The sequence below is a fragment of the Flavobacterium sp. 20NA77.7 genome, assembly GCF_031326205.1.
In the GTDB taxonomy this organism is placed as follows: Bacteria; Bacteroidota; Bacteroidia; order Flavobacteriales; family Flavobacteriaceae; genus Flavobacterium; species Flavobacterium nakdongensis.
Genome location: NZ_CP133721.1, coordinates 977,870 through 996,195, shown reverse-complemented (window position 1 = coordinate 996,195; position 18,326 = coordinate 977,870). Strand labels below are relative to the sequence as shown.

Below are 18,326 nucleotides of genomic sequence, written 5' to 3'. Positions count from 1 at the left end.
TTTTTGATGAATATTTTACGTCAGTCGAGTCATTTTAGAAATAAAATCTTCCTTCGTCTTTGCTAAGGATGACAGAACAAGTAAAATTTCATTAAAAACAGTTCTCGATACATTTTTTGTTCCATTTTATTTCACAAAAAACACTCGAACGGACGTTTTTAATAATTACATCCCGCGGATTATATTTATTCCCATTCAATGGTTGCAGGTGGTTTTGAACTAATATCATACACCACTCGGTTTACACCACGAACATTATTGATTATTTCATTCGATATTTTCATTAAAAACTCATACGGCAAATGCACCCAATCTGCTGTCATTCCGTCTGTAGATTCTACAGCGCGTAATGCTACTACTTTTTCATACGTACGCTCATCTCCCATTACACCTACACTATTTACAGGCAACAAGATTGCTCCTGCTTGCCATACTTTATCATATAAACCGTGTTCTTTTAATCCGTTAATGAATACCGCATCTACTTCTTGCAAAATAGCTACTTTTTCTGGTGTAATATCACCCAAAATACGAATTGCTAATCCTGGTCCAGGAAACGGATGACGTCCTAATAATTCAGGGTCAATTCCTAATGTTGCGCCTACTCTACGCACTTCATCTTTGAATAACATTCGTAAAGGTTCGACCACTTGCAATTTCATAAAATCAGGCAATCCACCCACATTATGATGTGATTTAATCGTTGCTGAAGGTCCGCCTGTAGCTGAAACCGATTCAATTACATCGGGATAAATAGTACCTTGACCTAACCATTTAACATCGGTTAACAAGTGTGCTTCATCATCAAAAACTTCAATAAAAACACGTCCAATAGCTTTACGCTTCGCTTCAGGATCATCAAGACCTTCTAAAGCGTCATAAAAACGCTGAGAAGCATCAACACCTTTAACATTTAATCCCATTCCTTTGTATTGATCTAATACATTTTGGAATTCGTTTTTACGTAATAATCCGTTATTTACAAAAATGCAATATAAATTACTACCTATTGCTTTGTTTAAAATTACCGCCGCAACTGTAGAATCAACTCCGCCAGATAATCCTAACACTACTTTATCGTCACCAATTTTGGCTTTCATATCAGCAATTACTTCTTCAACAAATGCATTTGGCGTGAAAGTTTGTTCCACTTTTGCAATTTTAACTAAAAAGTTTTCTAACATTTGTTTTCCATCTGTAGAATGATACACTTCTGGATGAAATTGAATGGCGTAAGTAGTCTCACCTTCAATTTTATATGCCGCATTTTCAACGTCTTTTGTACTGGCTATTTTAACACCATTTGCTGGTAATTTTTTGATGGAATCGGAATGACTCATCCATACTTGGCTATTGTCTGAAACACCTTCTAAAAATACTTCGTTTTCTTTGATAAATGAAAGATTTGCTCTTCCGTATTCTCGAGTAGCTGATGCCGCCACTTCTCCACCTGAAAAATGGGCTAAATATTGTGCACCATAACATACCGCTAATAACGGTTTTTTACCTCTAATTTGAGATAAATCTGGGTGCAAAGCGTCTTCTGAACGAACAGAACATGGACTTCCGCCTAAAATTACGGCTTTGTAAGATGATAAATCGGCAGGAATTTTATCAAAAGGGAAAATTTCACAGAAAATATTTAATTCTCTTACTCTTCGAGCAATTAATTGCGTGTATTGTGATCCGAAATCTAAAATTAATACGTTGTTCATTATTTTAAAGTTAGAAGTTAGAAGTTAGAAGTCGGAAGTTAAAAACTTTACGAAAAAAAACTTATAACTCAGTTGTGTGTTTTATTTTATTTTTTGACTAAGAATAGAAACTAATTACTAATTACTCTTCACTAATCACTATAATATTAATATTCAAACGTTCCGTATTCCGAAACTATAGTTAGCTTTTTATTTTCTGATTGCTCTACTCGTCCTACAATTTGTGCATCGATATTAAATGATTTTGAAATTTCGATGATATCTTCTGCAATTTCAGTTGGTACATAAATTTCCATTCGATGTCCGCAATTGAACACCTGATACATTTCTTTCCAATCGGTTTTAGATTGTTCTTGAATCAATTGAAATAACGGTGGTACTGGAAATAAATTATCTTTAATTACGTGAACGTTACCTACAAAGTGAAGCACTTTTGTCTGTGCACCTCCACTACAATGCACCATTCCGTGAATTTGATTTGAATTGTATTTAGATAGTATTTTTTTAATAACTGGCGCGTACGTTCTGGTGGGAGAAAGTACTAATTTTCCAGCGTCAATTGGACTATTTTCAACTGCATCTGTCAATTGGGTTTGACCCGAATACACCAATTCGTTTGGAACAGCTACATCAAAACTTTCTGGATATTTCTCAGCCAAATACTTCGCAAAAACATCATGACGCGCAGATGTTAAGCCATTACTTCCCATTCCGCCATTGTATTCGGTTTCATAAGTAGCTTGACCAAAAGAAGCCAATCCTACAATTACATCTCCTGCTTGAATATTCGCATTATCAATTACATCGGCACGTTTCATACGAGCGGTTACCGTAGAATCAACAATAATAGTACGAACTAAATCGCCCACATCAGCCGTTTCGCCTCCAGTTGAATGAATGGTAACACCGTGTTTTTTTAACTCGGCAATTAATTCTTCTGTTCCGTTGATGATTGCCGAAATTACCTCGGCTGGAATTAGATTTTTATTTCTTCCGATAGTAGAAGACAATAAAATATTATCGGTTGCCCCTACACACAATAAATCGTCAATATTCATAATTAACGCGTCTTGTGCTATGCCTTTCCATACGGAAATATCACCCGTTTCTTTCCAATACATATACGCTAAAGAAGATTTTGTACCCGCTCCATCGGCATGCATGATAATACAATAGTCTTCATCATTAGTCAAATAATCAGGAATAATTTTACAAAAGGCTTTTGGAAACAACCCTTTATCAATGTTTTTTATAGCTTGGTGTACATCTTCTTTTGATGCTGAAACACCTCGTAAATTGTAGCGTTGGCTCGTTTCAGAACTCATTTATTGTGTTGTTGTTTGTTGTGTTTGGCAAAGATATAAATAATTAGAGAATGAGCCAATTTTCAATTAGTCATTTTGCAAATCTTAGCCAAATAAAATTTAATGGCTAAAAAACTATTTATTTCTGTAAAATCATTATCTCAACTCTTCTATTTGCAGCGGCTTGTTCTTCATTAGCTTCTGGAATTGCAAATTTTGGTTTGGACACACCAAATCCTTTAACTACAATTCTATGCTGCTGAATGCGATTAGCCACTAAAACACGTCTTACTTGTTTTGCGCGCTCTAAGGATAAATTCTTAATATCTGCACTTACACAACAAATATGACCTTGAATTTCAATTCGTAAATTTGGATATTTGTCCATTACATACAATAATTCGTCAATTGAACGCTTTGATGAAGGCATAATACCAAATGAATTTTTATAAAACTGAATTTCTGGCAAAACAATTAACGTTCCTGGTCGTGAAAGTATAATTTTTTCTTCTAAATTTGCATCAGGAGGAAAATGCATATCTACTTCTTCAATAGGGATTAAATCTCCTTTTTCAGTTACTACAGGTTGCTCTTCTTTTACTTTTCCTTTTAAAATTTCTGCTTCTTTAGCTAATTCTTTTTGTGTAAGAAAAAAAATAGTTGCATACCTATTCAATGCTTTGTTTTTTGATTTTGCTCCTTTTTCACCCAAACTTATCGTTTTAAAATCAGCACGTATAGCCAGTTGACCTTTTACTTTTTCATAAATAAAGCCCACACGTTTTTGAGATAAGGTATCATTATAACCTGTACTACCCACTTCATCTGTAGAAGCACTGATTGCTAGGATTTTAGATGTTTTGTTTGTCAAAATCCATGTTGAAAGTTTTGCTAATTCTGTTTTATTCAATTCAAATTTATCTGAATCGAAATAAAACGTAACGTGATCTTGCGAAAAGGCGCCAAACCCGAAACCAAACAATAGTATTGAAAATACAACCTTCATTTTTTACTTTTTACGAAATAACAACAAATATATTTATTACTTCATAAAAAACAGTGCTTAAATATATTATTTTAAAATATTTTAGTAGCTTTGAAAAAGTAAAAAGTGTAACCCTAGTTGAGCATATCTAACCAAAATGACTAGCTTTGCTCAACTAAATAGCAAAAAACTGAGCATATAAACAAGTTGGCGGTCAGCATAAACTACCTTACTATAAAATAAAACACATAACAAAACAGACAATATGAAAGCAAAATTATTTACATTATTTTTTATTCTATTTGCAACGAATTCATTTGCTCAAAACACAACATCAGAAACTCCTATTCAAAATATTTCTACAGATAGTGCTGTTGTTTATCGACTCTTTGCTACAAAAAATAAATACACATTTATTAAATTAAATACACGAAATGGACAGATGTCGCATGTACAATGGGGAACTGGAACAAACGACAGCTTTGAGTATTCACTATCTGACATTTCTCTTGTTAGCAAAGAGAATGAGAGTAATGGTAGATTTTTTCTTTACCCAACAACGAACATATATAATTTCATTTTACTTGACCAAATAGATGGCAGGGCATGGCAAGTACAATGGAATACTGAAGAAAAAAGTAGATTAGTTGTCCGAATCTATTAAATTTTATAATTGGCAAATTTGCCAATTATAAAATTATTTTTACCTTTACCAAATAACTTTTAAAAGTGGCGGCAACACCATAAATACGGCAACAAAAATTATGATACAAGCAAGATTTGTAGATGACTCTACTATTGAAGTCATTGCACAAGACGGAGAAAAATTCACTTGGAACACTTATTTTCCAACTCCAAAAACAGACCAACAACAATATGCTGAAAGATTAGCATATTATTTCCAAAAATATTATGAAGATAATATGGGATACAGCACAGGTATGAGTATACAATATTGGGTTTGGATACAAATGAATTATTACGAAGGAATTGGAATTAATGGCGGAAAAGGTGACAAAGACGATGAGAGAATTTTACTTCATCAAGAAAGAGTAAGAATAGGAGCAAAAATCCGTGAATTGCGGAAAGAAAAAAATATTGAAGCAAAAACGCTTGCTCAAATTGCGAATATAGATGCAGCTAATCTTAGTCGCATTGAACAAGGACGTTATTCTGTTGGTATGGATATCCTTTCTAAAATCTCATTAGCACTTGGAGCAAAAATTGAGTTAGTTGATTTCATTGAACAAAAAAAAATATAAAAAAATGCCGAACCACTAACACACATTTGGCGCAATTGCGAATTTTGTGGTAAATTCACGTTCACATTTCGCAAGAAATATTATCTTTAATAGAAAATAATCAGTTTCGAAGTTCGCAACTGACGCCAAGCGTGGGAACGTTAAATAGATGCATATGGCTACTCGCCATTTCAAAAGTATAAACAAAAAAATCCCAATCGTTTGATTGGGATTTCTATTTTTATTACTTCGTAAATAACAATTCTCTGTATTTTGTTAAAGTCCAAAGTTCATCGTCTACTAACAATTCTAATTTGTCAGCGTGGTAACGAATTTCTTCGAAGTAGGGTTTTACTTTATCGCAATATGCAGCTGCCATTTTCTCGGTATTTGTTAAAGTGTTTGCTTTTTTACGCTCTTCGGTCATGGCTTCCACTTTAGTATTGATCCCTTCAATGTGTTCCGAAATTTCTTTGATTAATGAAATTTGTTCTTTAGCAATTTTCTCAAAGTCTTTTCCAAAGATTTCTTTCAATCCTTTTACGTTTTCAATCAATACATTTTGGTAACGAATCGCTGTTGGAACCACATGATTACGAGCAATATCGCCTAAAACCCTTCCTTCAATTTGGATTTTTTTCACGTATTCTTCTAGTTCAATTTCATAACGTGCTTCTACTTCAACATGGTTCATAACGCCCATTTCTCCAAACATTGCAATTGCTTTTTTAGACACTTTTGCTTTTAACGCTTGAGGTGTGGTTTTATGGTTGCTTAATCCACGTTTTTTAGCTTCTTTTTCCCATGCTTCGCTGTATCCGTCGCCTTCAAAAAGAATTGCTTTTGTTTGTTTGATGTATTCTCTCAAGACATTGAAAATAGCCTCGTCTTTCTTTAAATCTTTTTTCTCAATTAACGTATCTACTTCTTTTTTGAAGTCTTTCAATTGTTTTGCCACAATCGTGTTTAACGTTGTCATTGAAACCGCACAGTTTGCAGAAGAACCTACAGCTCTAAACTCAAATTTGTTTCCGGTGAAGGCAAATGGTGACGTTCTGTTTCTGTCGGTATTGTCTAATAAAACGTCTGGTAATTTACCTACCACGTTTAATTTTAAATCGGTTTTTTCTTCTGGCGATAATTTTCCGTTAGACACCCCTTCTAATTCAGCTAATACTTTAGTCAATTGTTGACCAATGAATACTGAAATAATCGCAGGTGGCGCTTCGTTTGCTCCTAAACGGTGATCGTTACTTGCCGAAGCAATGGATGCTCTTAACAATTCTTCGTTATCATGAACCGCTTTAATTGTATTAATAAAGAAAGTCAAGAATTGTAAGTTGCTCATTGGAGTTTTTCCCGGACTCAATAAGTTAATACCTGTATCGGTAGCTAATGACCAGTTGTTGTGTTTCCCTGAACCGTTTACGCCTTTGAATGGCTTTTCGTGAAATAATACTTTAAAATCATGACGCTCTGCAACTTTTTGCATCACATCCATTAATAAGGAATTGTGATCAACCGCTAAGTTGATTTCTTCAAAAATAGGCGCTAATTCAAATTGGTTAGGTGCTACTTCGTTATGACGCGTTTTAACCGGAATTCCTAATAACATACATTCGTTTTCTAAATCACGCATATAGGTTAAAACACGAGTAGGAATCGAACCAAAATAATGATCGTCTAATTGTTGCCCTTTAGCTGCAGTGTGTCCTAATAAAGTTCGACCTGTAGCTAATAAATCAGGACGAGAATTGGCTAAAGCCGAATCTACTAGGAAATATTCTTGTTCCCAACCTAATGTTGGTGTAACTCTTTTTACATTTTTATCAAAATATTTAGCTACATCAATTGCTGCAGCATCAATAGCGTTTAAAGCTCTTAATAAAGGTGTTTTGTTGTCTAAAGCTTCACCTGTATAGGAAACGAAAACGGTTGGAATACATAAAGTCGTACCAAAGATAAAGGCAGGCGATGTAGGATCCCAAGCGGTATATCCTCTTGCTTCAAAGGTGTTTCTGATACCTCCATTTGGAAAAGAAGAAGCATCTGGTTCTTGTTGTACTAATTGACTTCCACCAAATTTTTCAACTGGATCACTTCCATCAGGAAACGTTTCAAAAAAAGCATCGTGTTTTTCTGCAGTTGTTCCTGTTAACGGCTGAAACCAGTGAGTATAATGTGTTACACCTTTTGACAATGCCCATTCTTTCATTCCTAATGCAATATAATCAGCAATTTTACGATCGATTTTTACACCATCTGCTGCAGCTTTAACCGCTTTATAGGCTTCTGGAGTTAAAAATTGACGCATAGATTTGTCATTGAAGACATTAGAACCAAAAATTTCAGATTTTTTTGCCAATTCTTCTACATGAACTGGTTTTCTGTCGGTTGCCTTTCTTAAAGCTTGAAAACGAAATGTTGACATAAAGTTGTGTTTTTAAAATTATACCTTTAATTTTACGATACAAAAATACAAAAAAAATAATATAAAATAATCTTACCCCTATTTTTTTTAGGGGTATGTGAAAATAATTTTAATATATGAAAGAAAACACCCTTAATTTATACATGATTTTAATAGGATGTACACCAAAAAACAGACTTACAGAGCAACACGATATATTTTTTGGAATAGGAGCCTCTTTACATGAAATGATACCTTATATGGAAGCTTTCTGGCCAGAATGCGAAGGTAAATTTCACATTGATTGTTGGAGAAAAGTAACTCAAGTGGGTGCTTATTCAATCTCTATTGAACAAAAAGAAAAAGCTGTAACGAATAATACTAATTTATTTTTTTTGAATTTAGGTGGTTATTTACAAAATTCTTTTGAAGAGTTTCATTACAAAGAACTACTTGTAGCTACTTCAACTTCTGAAGCAATCAAGCAAATAAAAAAAACAGATTTTTATGAAAGCCATTCTTTTAAGGGAGCTGAATCTCATATTGACGACAACCACGGAATAGATGTTGACGATATTTTTAAAATTAAAGATGTTTTACATCCTATATTTAAGAATAAATACCAAATCAAAATCGAGAGAACTAATAACTCATTTAAAGACCAATTACACATTGGATACCTACCTATTTCTAAAATCATTAAAAATAATTTATAGCAACAGAACTAAAAAAATATATGTAAGTTTGTAAAAAATTGATTAATTTATGACTGTTTGGATTGTTTTTTTATGTGCCATAGCTGTTTTTTTAGCCTTAGATTTAGGAGTTTTCAACAAAAACCCTCATATAATTAGCTCTAAAGAAGCTTCAAAATGGACCTTACTTTGGGTGACACTTTCATTTTTATTTTCTGGTATATTATATCTTTTATACAAACACCAATACATTGAAAATTCCACACATTTAAGTCCTTATGATGCGTCTATAAAATATATCACAGGATACCTAATTGAACTTTCGTTAAGTGCAGATAATATTTTTGTAATAGCCATCATTTTTGCTTCTTTTAAAATACCACAAAAATTTCAACACCGCGTACTGTTTTGGGGTATATTAGGCGCAATAGTATTCAGAGGTTTAATGATTTTTTTAGGCGTAGCATTAATCAATCAATTTAACTGGATTACTTATGTTTTTGGTGCTTTTTTAGTATTTACTGCATTAAAAATGTTAGTCAAAAAGGAAGAAGAAGAATTTGACCCACAACATTCAAAAGTCTATAAACTTATTGGTAAAATTTTCCCTATTAAACACGAAATACACGGACAGAAATTTTTTATTAGAGAACACGGAATTAATTACGTAACACCTCTTTTTATTGCTTTACTTGTAATTGAATTAATGGATGTACTATTTGCCATAGATAGTGTACCCGCTATTTTAGCTATTACCGCAGACCCATTTATTGTTTTTAGTTCAAATATATTCGCCATATTAGGACTCCGTTCCATGTATTTCTTTCTGGCCAATATGTTAGAAAAATTCAGCTATATAGAATACAGCCTAATTGCCATTCTAACATTTGTTGGAGTTAAAATGCTTTTAGTACATTATATTAAATTTCCAGAATGGATGTCATTAGGATTTATAGCAATTGCTTTAACAGCAGGAATTTTTATATCCATACAAAAGCAAAAAAAGTAATTAATTTAGAGAGAAAAAAAATGAAAATATATACAAAAACAGGTGACACTGGGTTAACATCTTTATTTGGTGGTACTCGAGTTCCTAAACATCACATACGAATTGAAAGTTATGGTACTATTGATGAACTAAATTCGCACATTGGCTTACTTAGAGATCAAGAAATAGAAAACCATTATAAAGAAGTTCTTTTAGAAATTCAAGATCGTTTATTTACAATTGGTGCTATTATGGCTACTCCTCCCGAGAAAGAAGTTTTAAAAAATGGACAACCTCGTTTAACAATAAATAGAATCTCTACCGAAGATATTCATTTGCTTGAAAAAGAAATTGATGAAATGGATACAGCTTTACCACCAATGACGCATTTTGTTTTACCTGGAGGTCACACCACTGTGTCATATTGTCATATAACTCGTTGTGTGTGTCGTAGAGCTGAACGTTTAGCCACGTATCTAAATGAAGTTGAAGCACTTGAAGAAACTGTTCTAAGTTATTTAAATCGTCTTTCAGATTATTTATTTGTATTGGCACGAAAGTTGTCCTATGATCTACAAGCAGAGGAAAAAAAGTGGATTCCAAAAAAATCCTAATTTAAAAGTAAAGCATATAAATATAAAGGCGGCGATTTGTTAAAAATTAAACGTCTGAGACCTAAAAAATTACGTTCTTAAAAAATTTAAAAAAAAGTTTAAAAAAAACTTGCCTTTTTGAGTTTAAAAATTATTTTTGCATAAATTAAAAATCTATAAAAGATGTATTGGACGTTAGAATTAGCATCTTATTTGAGCGATGCGCCTTGGCCAGCTACTAAAGATGAATTGATCGACTATGCTATTAGAACTGGAGCACCATTAGAAGTGGTTGAAAATTTACAGTCAATAGAAGATGAAGGTGAAATCTATGAATCAATGGAAGAGATTTGGCCTGATTATCCAACTGACGAAGATTATCTTTGGAACGAGGATGAATATTAAAAAAAATAATAACACAACTAAAAAGTCTCTTCCAAGAGGCTTTTTTTTTGGTTATCTTTGCAAACGAACACCAATAAGGTGCACTAAATAACAAATTATGAGTATAGTTAATTCGATATTAAAAATATTTGTTGGAGATAAGTCTGCCAACGACATCAAAGCCATTCAACCGCTTGTTACTAAAATTAAATCATTTGAAAATGCATTACAGCAACTTTCTCACGATGAATTAAGAGCAAAAACTAATTATTTTAAAGAAAAAATAAAAGAGGCTCGTGCGCATCAAGATGCACAAATAGCTACTTTAAAAACTGAAGCTGAAAATACCCAAGATATTGATGCTCGTGAAACTATTTATCTAGACATTGATAAACTAGAAAAAGAAGCCTATGAAGTTTCAGAAAAAGCATTAGCTGATATTCTTCCAGAAGCTTTTGCTGTAGTGAAAGAAACAGCACGCCGTTTTAAAGAAAATACTTCTATTACTGTTATTGCTACACCAAAAGATAGAGAATTATCGGCTACAAAACCCTATATAAAAATTGAAGGAGATAATGCTGTTTGGGCAAATTCATGGGACGCAGCAGGAAAAGCAATTACTTGGGACATGATTCACTATGATGTGCAGTTGATAGGAGGTATTGTTTTACATCAAGGAAAAATAGCCGAAATGCAAACCGGAGAAGGTAAAACACTGGTTGCTACCTTACCTATTTATTTAAATGCACTAACCGGTAATGGTGTTCATTTAGTAACTGTTAATGATTATCTAGCTCGTCGAGATAGCACATGGAAAGCACCATTATTTGAATTCCACGGTTTAACAGTAGATTGCATTGATAACCATCAACCAAATACACCAGAACGAAGAAAAGCTTATGAAGCTGATGTTACCTATGGTACAAACAATGAATTTGGTTTTGATTACTTAAGAGACAATATGGCGCATGCACCTGAAGATTTAGTGCAACGCAAACATAATTATGCCATTGTGGATGAGGTCGATTCTGTATTAATTGATGATGCTCGTACACCTTTAATTATATCGGGTCCAGTTGTAGATGGTGATCGACATGAATTTTTAGAGCTAAAGCCCAAAGTGGAAAACTTATTTAACCTTCAAAAGAAAATTGCAACAGATTGCTTAACAGAAGCTAAACGATTATTAAAAGAAGGAAACACAAAAGAAGGCGGATTCTATTTATTAAGAACCTACCGCGCTTTACCAAAAAATAAAGCTTTAATTAAATTCCTTTCTGAAGAAGGGGTGAAACAAGTTTTGCAAAAAACAGAAAATCAATATATGCAAGACAATAGTAGAGAAATGCATAAAATTGATGAAGCGTTATATTTTGTGATTGAAGAAAAAAATAATCAAGTTGAATTAACAGATAACGGAATCAAGTTTCTTTCTCAAGACACAGATGCTAATTTCTTTGTATTGCCAGATATTGGTATGGAAATTGCTTCGATTGAAAAACAAAATCTTGCTATAGAAGCTGAAGGCGAATTAAAAGAAGCTTTATTCAGAGATTTTTCAGTAAAATCTGAACGCATTCACACCCTAACACAATTATTAAAAGCTTATACCCTATTTGAAAAAGATACAGAATACGTTATCATGGATAACAAAGTATTAATTGTAGATGAACAAACAGGGCGTATCATGGATGGCCGTCGATATTCAGACGGGTTACACCAAGCTATTGAAGCGAAAGAAAATGTAAAAATTGAAGCAGCTACTCAAACCTTTGCTACGATAACTTTACAAAATTATTTCCGTATGTATAGCAAACTAGGTGGAATGACCGGTACTGCTGTTACTGAAGCAGGTGAATTTTGGGAGATTTACAAATTAGATGTAGTAGAAATTCCAACAAACAAACCTATTTCTCGCTTAGATCGCGACGATTTAATTTACCGTTCGGTACGCGAAAAATTCAATGCGGTTATTGAAGATGTAGTTCAATTATCGCAAGCTGGAAGACCTGTATTAATTGGTACTACTTCAGTTGAAATATCGGAATTATTAAGTCGAATGCTTAAAATGCGTGGTATTGCTCACAATGTATTGAATGCAAAAATGCACAAAAGCGAAGCCGAAATTGTTGCGGAAGCAGGAAAACCAGGAGTTGTTACGATTGCTACAAACATGGCAGGGCGTGGGACAGATATTAAAATTTCTGAAGAAGTTAGACAAGCAGGTGGTTTGGCTATTATAGGTACAGAACGTCACGATTCTCGTCGAGTTGACCGTCAGTTAAGAGGGCGTTCAGGACGTCAAGGAGATGTGGGAAGTTCTCAATTTTATGTATCTTTAGAAGACAACTTGATGCGTTTATTTGGTTCTGAAAGAGTGGCCAAAGTAATGGATAGAATGGGATTAAAAGAAGGCGAAGTAATTCAACATTCCATGATGACCAAATCTATTGAAAGAGCACAAAAACGTGTAGAAGAGAACAACTTTGGTGTACGTAAACGTTTATTAGAATATGATGATGTTATGAATGCACAACGTGAAGTTGTTTATAAACGTCGTCGACATGCTTTAGAAGGAGAGCGTCTTAAAGTTGATATTGTAAACATGATTTATGATACTTGTGAAGTAATTGTAGAAAACACAAAAGCTGTTAATGATTATAAAGGATTTGAATTCCAATTAATTAAAACACTTTCTATCAGTTCGCCCGTATCAGAAGCAGATTTTCTTAAATTAAATCCAGCACAAATAGTTGCCGTAGCTTATAAAGCAGCTTATAACTATTATGAAGAAAAAGTACAACGAGATGCGCACCAAGCTTTTCCAGTAATCAAAGATGTTTACGAAAATAACAATGGACAATATGAACGTATAGTTGTTCCGTTTACCGACGGGATTAAAACATTAAATGTGGTAACTGATTTAAACAAGGCCTATCAAACAGCAGGAAAATCTTTAATCACAGATTTTGAAAAAAATATTACATTGGCTATCGTTGATGAATCTTGGAAAAAACACCTAAGAAAAATGGACGAATTGAAACAATCTGTTCAATTAGCGGTGCACGAACAAAAAGATCCTTTATTAATTTACAAGTTTGAAGCATTTAACTTGTTTAAAGCCATGCTTGAGCAAGTAAATAGAGATGTAATTTCTTTCTTGTTTAAAGGAAATTTACCTTCACAAAATGCAAATACGATTCAAGAAGCACATGATAGCAAACAAGAACAGTATATAGAATCTAAAGAAGACTTTGGTGGTGGTAATAAAAATAATGGAGAAACTAACACGCCACAACGTCCAGCGGTAACAGAAACAATTACACGTGACCAACCAAAAATTAATCGTAACGACAATGTAACGATTAAACATGTAATGAGTGGCAAAAGTGAAACTATGAAATACAAAAAAGCGGAACCTTTATTAGCAAAAGGTGAATGGGTTTTAGTTAACGAGTAAAAATTCCAAATATTAAAATCCTCAACATATTCGTTGGGGATTTTTAATTTTCAGATATTTACTAATTTAATATTCTAAAATAAATTAATCATGCTCTTCCCTATTCTATTCATTAGTATACTACTTACAGGTATTGGATTCTTGGTAACAGAAGAAAATGCTTCCTATTTATTATCTGGTTACAACACGATGTCTGAAGAAGAAAGAAAACAATTTGATATTAGGGGTTATATTCCTTTTTTCAAAAAATTCCATATTTTTTTAGGCACCTCATTATGTAGTATTGGTTTAGTTATTTATTATTTCATAGATGCAGATATTAGCGGATTATTTATGGGAATTTATCCTATTTTAGCTTATACGTATTTTATTTGGATAAGTAATAAAAAATATTCACATTCAACCTCTACTAAACAAAGAATACTACTATATGCGGTAATGACGGGCTTATTAGCTTTAATTATTGGTATTCTATATGGCTTTCAAGAAACGTTAAAAGAAAATGAACTACATACTAGTGCAACAAAAATAGAACTAACAGGTTCATATGGTGCAACACTTCAAAAACAAGATATTCTTGCAGTATACTTGGTAAATGAATTACCTCCAATGGCACATAAAACAAATGGTTTTGCACTTGAGACGGTAAAAAAGGGATATTTCAGAACCCAAATAGGGGAAAAAGTAAAACTTTTGCTTAATTCCAATCAAAAACCTATTCTTTTGATAGAAACAAAAGATCACGAAAAAATATATTATTCAGCAAAAACGAAATCTAATCGAATACTATACCAAACATTGAAAAAAGCATTACCTTAGTGCATTGAATTCCATTACCTTTACTTTAAACTTAACATGAACACGGACACCTATTCACACTTTTTTTCTTTAGTACAAGAAAGTATTAAAAATAAAACGTTTGCCAAATTAACGTTAGCTAAAACAATAGGTAAACCCGAACTACAAAACATTTTTGTACGTACAAAAATTATTGACCAAACACTACAAGCTTCTGTTATTTTTAAAATTTATAATGAAGGTTTACAAGAAATTGAAAAGATAATGCCTCTTGATACTTTAGAAAACGAACTTGTTCCTTATATGAATAATCCATTCATGTCGGCATTATTATTTACTATAGAACATGATATTGTTTTAAAGTTAAATAAAAAAAGAATAGCAAATATCAATCATTTACCTCCTACTTTTAAAAATGCTGACGCTACTTTGCTAAAAAAATAAATTATTGTATATTCACAAAATATTTATCTGGTTTTTCTTTTTTTCATCTACAATTTTGATGCAAAATCTAGAATAAGTCAAATACTAACTTAATTTTTTTACCCATGAAATTTAAATTTACATTATTAATTACTTTATTAAGTATTATTGGTTTTGCTCAAGACTTAGCATCATTAAAATCTGAATCTCAAAAAATGTTAGATTATTCGATATCATTAGATTTTGAAAAAATGATGGATTTTACCTATCCTAAAGTATTCGACATAGCATCAAAAGACCAAATGCTGGAAATGATGACAAATATGTTTGAAAATGATCAAATGAGTATCAAATTAGAAAAAATTGATCCAAAATTTAGTTTTGGGGAAATAAAAAAAATTGACAAGCAAGTATTTTGCAAGTTTAGTCATAATAATAAAATGAAGTTATCATTTAAAACTGACATTGCAGGTTCAGAAGAGATGATTGTAGATATGTTAAAAGAAAACACAGGTGCATCAGATGTGACGTATGATGACAAAACAAAATCATTTTATGCTACTTTGCGTGTTGATGTTTTGGCTGTTGCAGATGATTCAACAAAAAACATATGGAAATTCATTACCTTAGAAAAGGATAAAGCCATGTTGAGTATGTTATTAAGTGAAGATATTATAAAACAACTTGGCTTAAATTAAAAAAAAAATGATTCCTTTTGGGAATCATTTTTTTTTAGTCTGGTAAAATTTTACCTGGATTTAAAATGTTTTTGGGATCAAATACTTTTTTAATATTTCTTAAAACATCTATTTGTTTAGGTTGCATAGCTATGGGTAAGTAGTTTTTTTGTACATACCCAATCCCATGTTCGCCAGAAATTGTACCTTTTAAAGCTACGGTCAATTCAAAAATTTCTTTAATTCCTTTCGGTACTTCATTTTGCCAAGCAGTATCTGAAAGTGTTCCTTTAATAATATTTACATGTAAATTTCCATCTCCTGCATGTCCATAACACACAGATTGAAAGCCATATTTTGCACCAATTTTTTTTATACCTTTCAATAATTTAGGCAATTCATATCTAGGTACAACAGTGTCTTCTTCTTTATATATAGAATTTGCTTTAACAGCCTCAGCGACACCTCTTCGCATTTTCCATATGGCATTTTTTTGTTCTTCGGTATCAGCAAACAACACCTCGTCGATAGAAAATTGTTCAACTACTTCAAGTATTTTTTCAGCCTCAAGCATTAATATCTCTGGATAATTTCCATCTACTTCTATAAGCAAATGCGCTTGATGTTCAGGTTGAATAACAATACTTATTCCCTCAATATATTTTACTGCCCAATCAATTGCATCGCGTTCCATAAATTCTAAAGCACTCGGCACAATACCCGCTCTAAATATAGCCGATACAGCCTCACAAGCTTCTTCTGCTTTATAAAAAGGGACTAATAATAACATGTTATACTTATTTAAAGGTAAAAGCTTCAATACTATTTTGGTAACTATACCCAACGTACCTTCACTCCCTACCATTAATTGAGTTAAATTATAACCCGTTGAATTTTTTAATGTATTGGCTCCTGTCCAAATAATTTCACCCGTAGGCAAAACAACTTCTAAATTAAGTACATAATCTTTTGTAACACCATATTTAACCGCTCTTGCTCCTCCCGAATTTTCAGCGATATTTCCTCCAATAAAACAACTTCCCATACTACTTGGATCTACAGGATAAAACAATCCTTTTTCTGCAACTGCGTCTCGAAGCACTTGAGTAATGACAGCAGGTTCAGTTGTAACTTGTAAATTATTTTCATCTACATGAAGAATTTTATTTAATCGTTCCATAGACAAACCAATACCTCCATGAATTGCTAAAGCTCCTCCACTCAACCCTGTTTGTCCACCAATGGGCACAAGCGGAATAGCATATTCATTTGCCAATTTTACAATGGCAGCAATTTCTTGTGTAGTTCTCGGTTTCACTAAAAAATTTGGTGGAAAGGAATAATCTTCCGTTTCATCATGACCGTATTGAAGTAACGTATCGGTATCATAAAAAACAAATTCATGACCAACAATTTGTTGTAAGTTTTGTAATAGTAAGGTGTTTGTATTAATCATAAATCACATAATAAGTCCTGAAACGCATTCAATTAATTAAAAAACCAAATACAGGAATAAGTTCAAAAGTAAATAATAAATTACTATTTTTACAAAAATATTTGTTTTTGGCACCAAAAAAAAACATATCGGCATTAAATGAAGTAGCAGGTGTTTCTGCTACTGATTTTTTGAGTAATAAAGTTGCCAAAGAAATTCAAGAACGCAGGAAACACAAGCTGTCTGAAAGCGAATTAATTGCAAAAATTCTTGCAGGTGATAAAGTAGCTTTGAGCCGAGCGATTACTTTAATTGAAAGTACAAATCCAGAACATTTACCTAAAGCAAATGAAGTCATAAAAGGTTGCTTGCCTTATGCAAATCAGTCTATCCGTATAGGAATTACTGGCGTACCTGGCGTAGGAAAAAGCACTTTTATTGAAGCTTTTGGCAAACACTTAACCTCATTAGGAAAAAAAGTTGCAATTTTAGCCATCGACCCAAGTAGTTCAGTTTCTCATGGAAGTATACTAGGCGATAAAACACGCATGGAAGAATTAGTTAAAGATGAACATGCCTTTATTAGACCGAGTGCTTCTGGTGCTAGTTTAGGTGGTGTAGCAAGAAAAACTAGAGAGGCAATAATTTTGTGTGAAGCCTGTGGTTTTGACACTATAATTATTGAAACCGTAGGTGTAGGCCAAAGTGAAACAGCTGTTCATAGTATGGTAGATTTCTTCCTTTTATTAAAAATTGCAGGAGCGGGTGATGAATTACAAGGAATTAAACGAGGCATCATGGAAATGGCAGATGCGGTAGTTATTAATAAAGCTGATGGTGACAATGTAAAAAAAGCATTTTTAGCTAAAGTCGAATTTAATCGTGCTTTACATTTTTTTCCACCAAAACCATCGGGGTGGCAACCTCAAGTTACAACTTGTAGCGCATTAACAAAAGACGGAATTTCTGAAATTTGGCAACTCATAATGGAGTATATCACTTACACAAAAAGCAACCATTTTTTTAATCACAAACGCGAAGAACAAAACCAATATTGGATGCTTGAAACAATAAATGAGCAATTAAAAGGCCAATTTTATCAGCATCCAAACGTTGCCACTCATCTGGAAGAAATCAAACACAAAGTGGCGCAACACGAAATTTCACCTTTTGTAGGTGCAATTACACTTTTAGATTTGTATAAAAACAAATAAGAAT

At 32.7% G+C, this 18,326-nt stretch carries 16 protein-coding genes; 11 read left to right on the top strand and 5 right to left on the bottom strand.

All coding sequences use genetic code 11. The features are described 5' to 3' along the window. Nucleotides 1-185: 185 nt before the first annotated feature. The 3 genes from guaA to RF683_RS04390 form a co-directional block, all read right to left on the bottom strand. Nucleotides 186-1,718 carry a glutamine-hydrolyzing GMP synthase gene (guaA, locus tag RF683_RS04400; protein ID WP_309533150.1) on the bottom strand — a complete coding sequence of 511 codons (1,533 nt, stop codon included), beginning with the start codon at nucleotides 1,716-1,718 and terminating at the stop codon, nucleotides 186-188. Between the two features lie 143 nt (nucleotides 1,719-1,861). Then, nucleotides 1,862-3,040 (bottom strand): AIR synthase related protein, encoded by a 1,179-nt coding sequence (locus RF683_RS04395; protein ID WP_309532982.1) that lies wholly within the window; start codon nucleotides 3,038-3,040, stop codon nucleotides 1,862-1,864. 118 nt (nucleotides 3,041-3,158) lie between these two features. Further along, nucleotides 3,159-4,025: an OmpA family protein gene (locus tag RF683_RS04390; protein WP_309532981.1), complete on the bottom strand. Its 867-nt coding sequence runs from the start codon at nucleotides 4,023-4,025 to the stop codon at nucleotides 3,159-3,161. Between the two features lie 244 nt (nucleotides 4,026-4,269). On the opposite strand from RF683_RS04390, the gene RF683_RS04385 reads away from it, so the two are divergent. Both RF683_RS04385 and RF683_RS04380 read left to right on the top strand, forming a co-directional pair. Next, nucleotides 4,270-4,668 (top strand): hypothetical protein, encoded by a 399-nt coding sequence (locus tag RF683_RS04385; RefSeq protein WP_309532980.1) that lies wholly within the window; start codon nucleotides 4,270-4,272, stop codon nucleotides 4,666-4,668. A 100-nt stretch (nucleotides 4,669-4,768) separates the two neighbouring features. Beyond that, complete coding sequence (locus RF683_RS04380) at nucleotides 4,769-5,266, top strand: helix-turn-helix domain-containing protein (protein WP_309532979.1); 498 nt, start codon at nucleotides 4,769-4,771, stop codon at nucleotides 5,264-5,266. 223 nt (nucleotides 5,267-5,489) lie between these two features. On the opposite strand, the gene RF683_RS04375 is transcribed toward RF683_RS04380, so the two are convergent. Further along, the gene (locus RF683_RS04375; RefSeq protein ID WP_309532978.1) at nucleotides 5,490-7,676 is read right to left on the bottom strand and encodes a glutamine synthetase III family protein; all 2,187 of its coding nucleotides are present in this window, start codon (nucleotides 7,674-7,676) and stop codon (nucleotides 5,490-5,492) included. A gap of 116 nt (nucleotides 7,677-7,792) precedes the next feature. Between RF683_RS04375 and RF683_RS04370 the strand changes: the two genes are divergently transcribed. From RF683_RS04370 to RF683_RS04335, 8 genes are all read left to right on the top strand, one after another. Continuing rightward, nucleotides 7,793-8,371, top strand: a complete 579-nt coding sequence (locus RF683_RS04370; protein WP_309532977.1) for a DUF1543 domain-containing protein — start codon at nucleotides 7,793-7,795, stop codon at nucleotides 8,369-8,371. 49 nt (nucleotides 8,372-8,420) lie between these two features. Beyond that, nucleotides 8,421-9,359, top strand: coding sequence for a TerC family protein (locus RF683_RS04365; protein ID WP_309532976.1), 939 nt, complete (start codon nucleotides 8,421-8,423; stop codon nucleotides 9,357-9,359). A 20-nt stretch (nucleotides 9,360-9,379) separates the two neighbouring features. Beyond that, nucleotides 9,380-9,952 carry a cob(I)yrinic acid a,c-diamide adenosyltransferase gene (locus tag RF683_RS04360; protein WP_309532975.1) on the top strand — a complete coding sequence of 191 codons (573 nt, stop codon included), beginning with the start codon at nucleotides 9,380-9,382 and terminating at the stop codon, nucleotides 9,950-9,952. A 162-nt stretch (nucleotides 9,953-10,114) separates the two neighbouring features. Then, nucleotides 10,115-10,336 carry a DUF2795 domain-containing protein gene (locus RF683_RS04355; RefSeq protein WP_002986941.1) on the top strand — a complete coding sequence of 74 codons (222 nt, stop codon included), beginning with the start codon at nucleotides 10,115-10,117 and terminating at the stop codon, nucleotides 10,334-10,336. 97 nt (nucleotides 10,337-10,433) lie between these two features. Continuing rightward, the gene (secA, locus tag RF683_RS04350) at nucleotides 10,434-13,775 is read left to right on the top strand and encodes a preprotein translocase subunit SecA (protein WP_309532974.1); all 3,342 of its coding nucleotides are present in this window, start codon (nucleotides 10,434-10,436) and stop codon (nucleotides 13,773-13,775) included. Nucleotides 13,776-13,865: 90 nt separating this feature from the next. After that, nucleotides 13,866-14,594 (top strand): DUF3784 domain-containing protein, encoded by a 729-nt coding sequence (locus RF683_RS04345; protein ID WP_309532973.1) that lies wholly within the window; start codon nucleotides 13,866-13,868, stop codon nucleotides 14,592-14,594. Nucleotides 14,595-14,630: 36 nt separating this feature from the next. Then, entirely contained in the window at nucleotides 14,631-15,017 is a 387-nt protein-coding gene (locus RF683_RS04340) for a hypothetical protein (protein ID WP_309532972.1), read from the top strand. A gap of 104 nt (nucleotides 15,018-15,121) precedes the next feature. Continuing rightward, entirely contained in the window at nucleotides 15,122-15,694 is a 573-nt protein-coding gene (locus RF683_RS04335; RefSeq protein ID WP_309532971.1) for a hypothetical protein, read from the top strand. Between the two features lie 34 nt (nucleotides 15,695-15,728). On the opposite strand, the gene RF683_RS04330 is transcribed toward RF683_RS04335, so the two are convergent. Next, a complete protein-coding gene (locus RF683_RS04330; protein WP_309532970.1) occupies nucleotides 15,729-17,129 on the bottom strand; it encodes an FAD-binding oxidoreductase in 1,401 nt (466 codons plus the stop codon). Nucleotides 17,130-17,236: 107 nt separating this feature from the next. Here RF683_RS04330 and meaB point away from each other — a divergent pair, with 107 nt between their 5' ends. Next, nucleotides 17,237-18,322, top strand: a complete 1,086-nt coding sequence (gene meaB / locus RF683_RS04325) for a methylmalonyl Co-A mutase-associated GTPase MeaB (protein WP_309532969.1) — start codon at nucleotides 17,237-17,239, stop codon at nucleotides 18,320-18,322. Nucleotides 18,323-18,326: the final 4 nt, after the last annotated feature.

Bases quoted from the DNA above. Each gene is read 5' to 3' on its own strand.
- RF683_RS04340 (WP_309532972.1), top strand. From the start codon at position 14,631: ATGAACACGGACACCTATTCACACTTTTTTTCTTTAGTACAAGAAAGT.
- RF683_RS04395 (WP_309532982.1), bottom strand. From the start codon at position 3,040: ATGAGTTCTGAAACGAGCCAACGCTACAATTTACGAGGTGTTTCAGCA.
- RF683_RS04335 (WP_309532971.1), top strand. From the start codon at position 15,122: ATGAAATTTAAATTTACATTATTAATTACTTTATTAAGTATTATTGGT.
- RF683_RS04375 (WP_309532978.1), bottom strand. From the start codon at position 7,676: ATGTCAACATTTCGTTTTCAAGCTTTAAGAAAGGCAACCGACAGAAAA.
- RF683_RS04345 (WP_309532973.1), top strand. From the start codon at position 13,866: ATGCTCTTCCCTATTCTATTCATTAGTATACTACTTACAGGTATTGGA.
- secA (WP_309532974.1), top strand. From the start codon at position 10,434: ATGAGTATAGTTAATTCGATATTAAAAATATTTGTTGGAGATAAGTCT.
- RF683_RS04385 (WP_309532980.1), top strand. From the start codon at position 4,270: ATGAAAGCAAAATTATTTACATTATTTTTTATTCTATTTGCAACGAAT.
- RF683_RS04370 (WP_309532977.1), top strand. From the start codon at position 7,793: ATGAAAGAAAACACCCTTAATTTATACATGATTTTAATAGGATGTACA.
- RF683_RS04330 (WP_309532970.1), bottom strand. From the start codon at position 17,129: ATGATTAATACAAACACCTTACTATTACAAAACTTACAACAAATTGTT.
- RF683_RS04390 (WP_309532981.1), bottom strand. From the start codon at position 4,025: ATGAAGGTTGTATTTTCAATACTATTGTTTGGTTTCGGGTTTGGCGCC.
- RF683_RS04360 (WP_309532975.1), top strand. From the start codon at position 9,380: ATGAAAATATATACAAAAACAGGTGACACTGGGTTAACATCTTTATTT.
- RF683_RS04365 (WP_309532976.1), top strand. From the start codon at position 8,421: ATGACTGTTTGGATTGTTTTTTTATGTGCCATAGCTGTTTTTTTAGCC.
- RF683_RS04355 (WP_002986941.1), top strand. From the start codon at position 10,115: ATGTATTGGACGTTAGAATTAGCATCTTATTTGAGCGATGCGCCTTGG.
- RF683_RS04380 (WP_309532979.1), top strand. From the start codon at position 4,769: ATGATACAAGCAAGATTTGTAGATGACTCTACTATTGAAGTCATTGCA.